The sequence below is a fragment of the Mesorhizobium sp. M4A.F.Ca.ET.022.05.2.1 genome (assembly GCF_003998845.1).
Lineage (GTDB): Bacteria > Pseudomonadota > Alphaproteobacteria > Rhizobiales > Rhizobiaceae > Mesorhizobium.
On record NZ_RZOJ01000381.1, the window covers coordinates 1 to 5,767 of the forward strand.

The 5,767-nt window shown below is 64.3% G+C and carries 8 protein-coding genes; 5 read left to right on the forward strand and 3 right to left on the reverse strand.

The features are described 5' to 3' along the window. The first annotated feature begins 284 nt into the window (after positions 1 to 284). Both EN745_RS28160 and EN745_RS28165 read left to right on the forward strand, forming a co-directional pair. On the forward strand, positions 285 to 488 hold the full coding sequence (locus tag EN745_RS28160) for a NepR family anti-sigma factor (RefSeq protein WP_126059339.1): 204 nt from the start codon (positions 285 to 287) through the stop codon (positions 486 to 488). Positions 489 to 491: 3 nt separating this feature from the next. Beyond that, the gene (locus EN745_RS28165; protein WP_126057999.1) at positions 492 to 1,043 is read left to right on the forward strand and encodes an RNA polymerase sigma factor; all 552 of its coding nucleotides are present in this window, start codon (positions 492 to 494) and stop codon (positions 1,041 to 1,043) included. A gap of 34 nt (positions 1,044 to 1,077) precedes the next feature. Here the strand turns inward: EN745_RS28165 and EN745_RS28170 are convergent, their stop codons facing one another. Next, positions 1,078 to 1,449 carry a response regulator gene (locus tag EN745_RS28170; protein WP_126059340.1) on the reverse strand — a complete coding sequence of 124 codons (372 nt, stop codon included), beginning with the start codon at positions 1,447 to 1,449 and terminating at the stop codon, positions 1,078 to 1,080. Between the two features lie 236 nt (positions 1,450 to 1,685). Between EN745_RS28170 and EN745_RS28175 the strand changes: the two genes are divergently transcribed. Beyond that, the gene (locus tag EN745_RS28175) at positions 1,686 to 2,012 is read left to right on the forward strand and encodes a DUF883 family protein (RefSeq protein ID WP_126058000.1); all 327 of its coding nucleotides are present in this window, start codon (positions 1,686 to 1,688) and stop codon (positions 2,010 to 2,012) included. Positions 2,013 to 2,022: 10 nt separating this feature from the next. Then, on the forward strand, positions 2,023 to 2,487 hold the full coding sequence (locus EN745_RS28180; RefSeq protein WP_126058001.1) for a hypothetical protein: 465 nt from the start codon (positions 2,023 to 2,025) through the stop codon (positions 2,485 to 2,487). Positions 2,488 to 2,541: 54 nt separating this feature from the next. Here EN745_RS28180 and EN745_RS28185 read toward each other — a convergent pair whose 3' ends face one another. Further along, complete coding sequence (locus EN745_RS28185; protein WP_189363182.1) at positions 2,542 to 4,068, reverse strand: HWE histidine kinase domain-containing protein; 1,527 nt, start codon at positions 4,066 to 4,068, stop codon at positions 2,542 to 2,544. 151 nt (positions 4,069 to 4,219) lie between these two features. On the opposite strand from EN745_RS28185, the gene EN745_RS36370 reads away from it, so the two are divergent. Continuing rightward, the gene (locus EN745_RS36370) at positions 4,220 to 4,387 is read left to right on the forward strand and encodes a hypothetical protein (protein WP_189347266.1); all 168 of its coding nucleotides are present in this window, start codon (positions 4,220 to 4,222) and stop codon (positions 4,385 to 4,387) included. Positions 4,388 to 4,422: 35 nt separating this feature from the next. Here EN745_RS36370 and EN745_RS28190 read toward each other — a convergent pair whose 3' ends face one another. Continuing rightward, positions 4,423 to 5,343 (reverse strand): diacylglycerol kinase family protein, encoded by a 921-nt coding sequence (locus EN745_RS28190; protein WP_126058003.1) that lies wholly within the window; start codon positions 5,341 to 5,343, stop codon positions 4,423 to 4,425. Between the last annotated feature and the right edge of the window lie 424 nt (positions 5,344 to 5,767).

Below are 5,767 nucleotides of genomic sequence, written 5' to 3' on the forward strand. Positions count from 1 at the left end.
TCCGGAGACGGCGCGCGAGAAGCGGCGCAGGAACGGCAGATGCGGCGCGATGGTGGCGGAAAGGCTCATGATTGACGTCTCCCTCAGATGACGCAGTTGCATAGGTTGCCGGTCAAGCCGATGGCAAGCCCCGAAAAAATGAAACGCCGGCTTTCCGAAAAAGTTCCTATGGTGTGGAACTAATATAAGGGGACGACGTTTGAGGTCGGGACGGGCAACCAGACGAGGGTGCCGCTTTGCGTTGTGTGTTAGGGGCGGCCAGGGTGCTGGAAATAAAGGGCGAAATGAAGGATATGACGAAAGACACTTCGGCTGGCGCCGCAGGCAGGCGCCGGGCTATTTCCGGCGACCCGCTCGGGCCAAACTCGGAAATCGGCCGCAAACTCAAGCAATATTACGACGAGCTGGTCTCCGATCAGGTGCCGGACCGCTTCTCCCAATTGCTCAGTCAATTGGAGCAGGCAGACCCCGCACGGAAAAAGGATTGAAGCATGGCGGCCGTCTCGCAGAGCTTCAAGACCGACCTGCTCGGCTCGATCCCGAGCCTGCGCGCCTTTGCAGTATCGCTGACGCAAAACGCCGACAAGGCCGACGATCTGGTGCAGGAAACGCTGGTCAAGGCCTGGGACAAGCATGAAAGCTTCCAGCCGGGCACCAATCTCAAGGCCTGGCTGTTCACAATCCTGCGCAACGAGTTCTATTCGCAGATGCGCAAGCGCGGCCGCGAAGTGCAGGACAGCGACGGCATCATGACGGCGAGGCTCGCCGTTCATCCGGCCCAGCACGGCCAGCTCGATCTGAAGGATTTTCGAGGCGCGCTCGAACAGTTGCCGGAGGATCAGCGCGAAGCCATCATCCTGATCGGTGCATCGGGCTTTTCCTACGAGGAAGCGGCGGAAATCTGCGGCTGCGCCGTCGGAACGATCAAGAGCCGTGTCAGCCGTGCACGTGCCAGGCTGCAGGAAATCCTGAAGATATCCGGCGAAGACGAGTACGGTCCGGATGCGATATCGGCGCAAGTGACAGGGTCGAACGCCGCCTAAGGGTCCGGGCGACCTCGAAGCCGGCTTTCAGCACTCATGCCAGCGGTCCGCGGCCGCAGGCCGCCGCCACCGCCTCGACAAGATCCTCCCCGGAGAAGGGTTTGCTGACCAGCCTGATCTCCGGAAAGGACGTCTTCAATTCGTCCAGGTCGGAATAGCCGGAGGCGAAGATGAAGGGCAGGCCGGATTCGCGCAGCCGCGAGGCGAAGTCGAGGGTAGAGGCGCCACTCAGCATCAGGTCGACGATGGCGGCGTCGAATCGGGCGGCCACATGCTCCGGCTCGATCTCGGTGAGGTCGCCCGCAACGACCACGTCGCCGGCGCCATAGTCGCGGCACAGCTGTTCGACATCCGCGGCGATGAGGAATTCGTCTTCCAGGACGAGAATCCGCAATCCGTCAAGCAATGGCACCTAGCAAAATCTCCTCGGGTATGCCTCCCAGAAGAGGCAGTCATGAGCGCTATCGGGCGCGCTGTCATTTAAAAAGTTATGTCGGAGCGCCGACGAATTTTTGATGAGACAGGAGCGAGCGGTCCGGATCAGGCACGGCCTCGCCGAAGGGTTCAGCCAATTCCATTTAATGGCTCGGAACCTTGCCGTGTGTCGGGCGTTGAAAGCAAGCAAACGCAAGGAGTTAAGCCATGGCGAGCGCCGCAGGAAGAGCCGCGAATGACGGCCGGACGAGTCCAGACCTCGAAGCCGACATCAGGCAACTGAAAGCCGACATCGAAAAACTGACCAAGCAGTTGGCGAAGACCGGCGAGCACGGCTATGGAACGGCGCGGCGGGCCGCCAGCGAAGGCGTCGAGCAATTGCGCGCCCAAGGCGAAGCTGCCTTCGAAGGATTGCGCGGCAATGCCAGGGACATCGAGGCGCAGATCGCCGCCAATGTGCGCGAAAAGCCGGTGACCTCGCTGGCGATCGCGGCAGGTGTCGGCTTTCTGTTCGCGCTTCTGGCGCGGCGCTAGTTCCGCACAGATGGGAATGCTGGCATCGCTGATTTCGGCTGTCGCCTCCGGCGAGGCCGTCGCGGCGCTCGGCCGCGCGCGGACGATGGCGATCGTCTACGGCGTTGCGGCGCTCGCGGCACTCACCGGCCTCGGCTTCCTCATCGGCGCGGCCTATATCTGGGCCGCCGGACGCTATGGCCCGATGGCGGCCTCGCTGGGCTTCGGCATCGGCTTCCTCTTGATCGCCGGACTTATCCTTGTTGTCTACCAGTTGTCGGCGGGCCTGCGGGCGCGGCGCCGGGCACGCCGGCGCCTCGCCGATATGAAGGCGCTTGGCATCACCGCCGCGCTCGCCGCGCTACCAGTTCTGCTCAAGGGGAAGGGCGGGCTCGGCGCCGTTCTTGGTCCGGCGCTGGCGTTGGTTGCCTATGCGATCTACCGGGAGAATGCGAAGCCGGACCACGGCAAGGATCCGGACAACGAGACAGGCTAGAACGATTCCAGGTAACCGGTTCGCACTTGTCCTGGAATTGCTCAAGTTCCATAGCTATTTGGGCAGATCCTCCAACGGCATCGATATTTCGGCAAAGACGCCGTCCGGGCGGAATTCGTGCTTCACTGCGCTGGAGATGACCTTGGTCAGGCTGCGGCGGATCAGGATCGAGCCGAAGCCGTGACGATCCGGCGGCTCCACCTGAGGGCCGCCGGTTTCGCGCCAGGTCAGCACCAGGCGACGAGTGCCCTTTCTGCCGTGCGTCTTCCAGCCGAGTTCGACCCTGCCGGACGCTACCGACAGCGATCCGTGCTGCAGGGCGTTGCTTGCCAGTTCATGCAGGATCAGTCCGAGCCCGACCGCCTGGTCGGGGGTGAGCAGCAAGTCGTCGCCAGTGATCGTCATGCGCGGCTGCTCGGCGCTATCGAACGGCTTGACCTCGACCTGCACCAGCTCGTTGATGCCGATGCCGCGCCATTCGCGATCGGACAGGAGGTTGTGGGCGGCGCCCAGCGCCTGCAGCCTTGCGCCGAAGGCTTCCAAGAACTCGCTCGGCCGGCGGGCGTGGCGAACGGTCTGCGTCGCCAGCGCCTGCACCGTCGCCAGCGTGTTCTTGACCCGGTGGTTCAGCTCGCGCAGCAACAGCCGCTGGCGCTCGTCGCCGAGCTTGCGCTCGGTAATGTCGTAGTTGACGCCGAAGATCAGTGTCGGCTTGCCGTCGTCCTCGCGTTCGATGACGCGGCCACGCGTGGCGATCCAGCGCGGCGGGTAGATACCCTTCACCCGGTATTCGCCGAAATAGTCATCGCTACCGGTCAGCGCGTCGCGAAAGCGCGTCTCGGTCTGATAGACGTCGCGCGGATCGATGGCCGCCAGGATGTCGCGCGCCTTCAGCCGGTTCGAGCGCGGCAGGTTGAAAAGTTCGGACAGCAGCACGTCGCATTCGATGATGTCGGTGCGGATGTCCCATGCCCAACTGGCGAGCGAGGCGGCGTCGAGGGCGATGGCGCGGCGCTTTTCCTCCTGCGCCAGCGCCTCTTTTGCGATAGCGCCGCTGCGGGTTGCGTCCTTCAGCGCGAACAGGCTGGCGGCGAGTTCGGCCAGCGCCTTCAGCTGGCCGAGCTGATCAGCCGACGGAAAGGCGCGCGGCTTGCGGTCGAGCACGCAGAGCGTGCCGATGCGGGCGCCTGCCACGACCATCGGCACGCCGGCATAGAAGTGGACATGATGCTTGCCGGTGACTGCGGGACTCGCGGCGAAGCGTGGGTCGAGGGTCGCGTCGGTCACCACCATCGGCTCGTCGCCGGCGGCGATGGCATGTGCACTGAAGGGCATTCCGGTGGTGGTTTCGGTTTCGCCCAGGCCCAGGCTGGATTTGAACCACTGGCGCTCGGCATCGACGAGGGTGATCAGCGCGATCGGTGCCTGAAGCACAGCGGCGGCAAGACCGGTGACGCGGTCGAAATCAGGATCGGGCTCCGTGTCAAGCAGACCATGAAGCACGGCCAGGCGGTGCTCCGCCTTCACCGCGCCAAGGACATCGGCCGGCAGTCCCGGCGTTTTGCGCACCCTGCTATCCACCAAGCCCCCAAATGCCGCGTCCTGCAGCCAGCACCCGCGGTGCCGACATATGCCAACGCCCCAGGCTGCGGAACCTTCGCGGCGAGGAACCGTTACCCGACCATATTCTGCCAGACGCGCCGGCCGGTGCCAAACGATACGGAGGCCGACCATGACCAAGATCATTCCCGAGGAGAAAGCCCGCCAGGGACGCTGGGGGGTCAATGTGCTCAAGATTCTTGTCGCAGGGCTGCTTCTGGCATTCGTTGCGTGGGGGATCGCGGAGATTTATGGCGAAGTCATCAAAGCTCCGACCACCGAGCAGGGGCCCAAGGGCTAGAGGCCACGTCCGCGTCCATCTCGTTTCCCGGTGCATCACGCCGCCTCTGCCCGCGCGACCCGAGACGGCACCAGCACCTTTAGCGCACCGGGGTGAATTGCGATCTCGGTCTCGCGTTCGAGTTGGACGAGCTCGCCATCCATAACGGCGCGGTATTTGCTGCTCGCGGCATGGATTTTCAGCCTGGCACTCTCCGCCTGATGGATTTCGACATGGGCGCTGTCGCGCCATTTGCCACGCGCCATGTCGAAGAAGACCCTGACCAGCTCGCCACGCCTGCGCGCCACCGAGATGTAGATGCCGAGCACGCCGCCGGCGGGGTTGTCGGCATAGGGCAGGTGGCCCTCGCCGAACAGGTTGTTGGTGACACCGATGCCGGTGGCGCGGGTCACGATCTCGGCCTCGCCGATGGTGAGTGTCACCTTCAAGGCCGGCGGGTTCTTGATCGTCGCCCAGGCGGCACGCGCCGAGGCCCGCATCTTCCCAAGCCGCGAGCCGAATTCCATGCCCTCGCGCAGCTGCACCATCTTGGCGTGCAGGCCGATGGAGAATTGGTGGATGAAAGGCCGGCCATTGGCGCTCGCCATGTCGACCGCTATCACCTCGCCATCGGCAAAGGACTTCAGCGCCGCGTCGAGCGTCTGCGGAACGCCGAGCCCGCGGGCGAAGAGGTTCATCGTGCCTGCCGGCAGGATGGCCAGCGCCGTCTTGCGGTTCATCAGCAGGCCGGCTGCGGCCGAAATGGTGCCGTCGCCGCCGCCGGCCAGTACGACATCGACGTCGCGCCGCCGGGCCGCCTTTTGGAGGGCCGCTGCAATGTCTTCGCCGGCAACCACATCGACATCCACGGAATGGCCGGCCGCCTCGAGCGTTTGGCGCAGCCGGTCACAGAAGCCGGAAAGATCGGTTGTCCGCAACGTGCCGCCATCCCGGTTCAGCACCGCCGCAAATCGCATGCCCCACTCCGTTGTCGCACACCGAGCCGCGATAGGCTCAGCCGCAGGCTGAAACGGAATGGCTAGAGAAAGGTTCCCGGGTCCGGTGAAACCGGCCAGCGCCAGCAATTTCATGGGCTTGTCCGAAGCGCGCAGCCGCATTTTTCGGAACAACGATGTGGTCACGACGTTGTGAACCTGTAGAAACGCCGCGGCCGATCCTCCAGCGACGGTGCGGTGGACCCGAAATCATGCACGAGGAGGAAGCATCATGATACGCACCCTTTTTGCGACCACCGCGCTCGCCACACTGATTGCAGCCGGCGCCTACGCGCAGACAGCGACGACCCCGGCGCCAGCCACGCAGAACGAGGCGCCGGCCGCCCCGGTGATGCGTGCCGAGGGCAGCCTTGCCACCAACATCATCGGCGAGTCCGTCTATAAC

Coding starts and splice junctions, on each gene's coding strand:
- EN745_RS28190 (WP_126058003.1), bottom strand. CDS start 5,343: ATGCGATTTGCGGCGGTGCTGAACCGGGATGGCGGCACGTTGCGGACA.
- EN745_RS36370 (WP_189347266.1), top strand. CDS start 4,220: ATGACCAAGATCATTCCCGAGGAGAAAGCCCGCCAGGGACGCTGGGGG.
- EN745_RS28160 (WP_126059339.1), top strand. CDS start 285: ATGAAGGATATGACGAAAGACACTTCGGCTGGCGCCGCAGGCAGGCGC.
- EN745_RS28180 (WP_126058001.1), top strand. CDS start 2,023: ATGGGAATGCTGGCATCGCTGATTTCGGCTGTCGCCTCCGGCGAGGCC.
- EN745_RS28165 (WP_126057999.1), top strand. CDS start 492: ATGGCGGCCGTCTCGCAGAGCTTCAAGACCGACCTGCTCGGCTCGATC.
- EN745_RS28175 (WP_126058000.1), top strand. CDS start 1,686: ATGGCGAGCGCCGCAGGAAGAGCCGCGAATGACGGCCGGACGAGTCCA.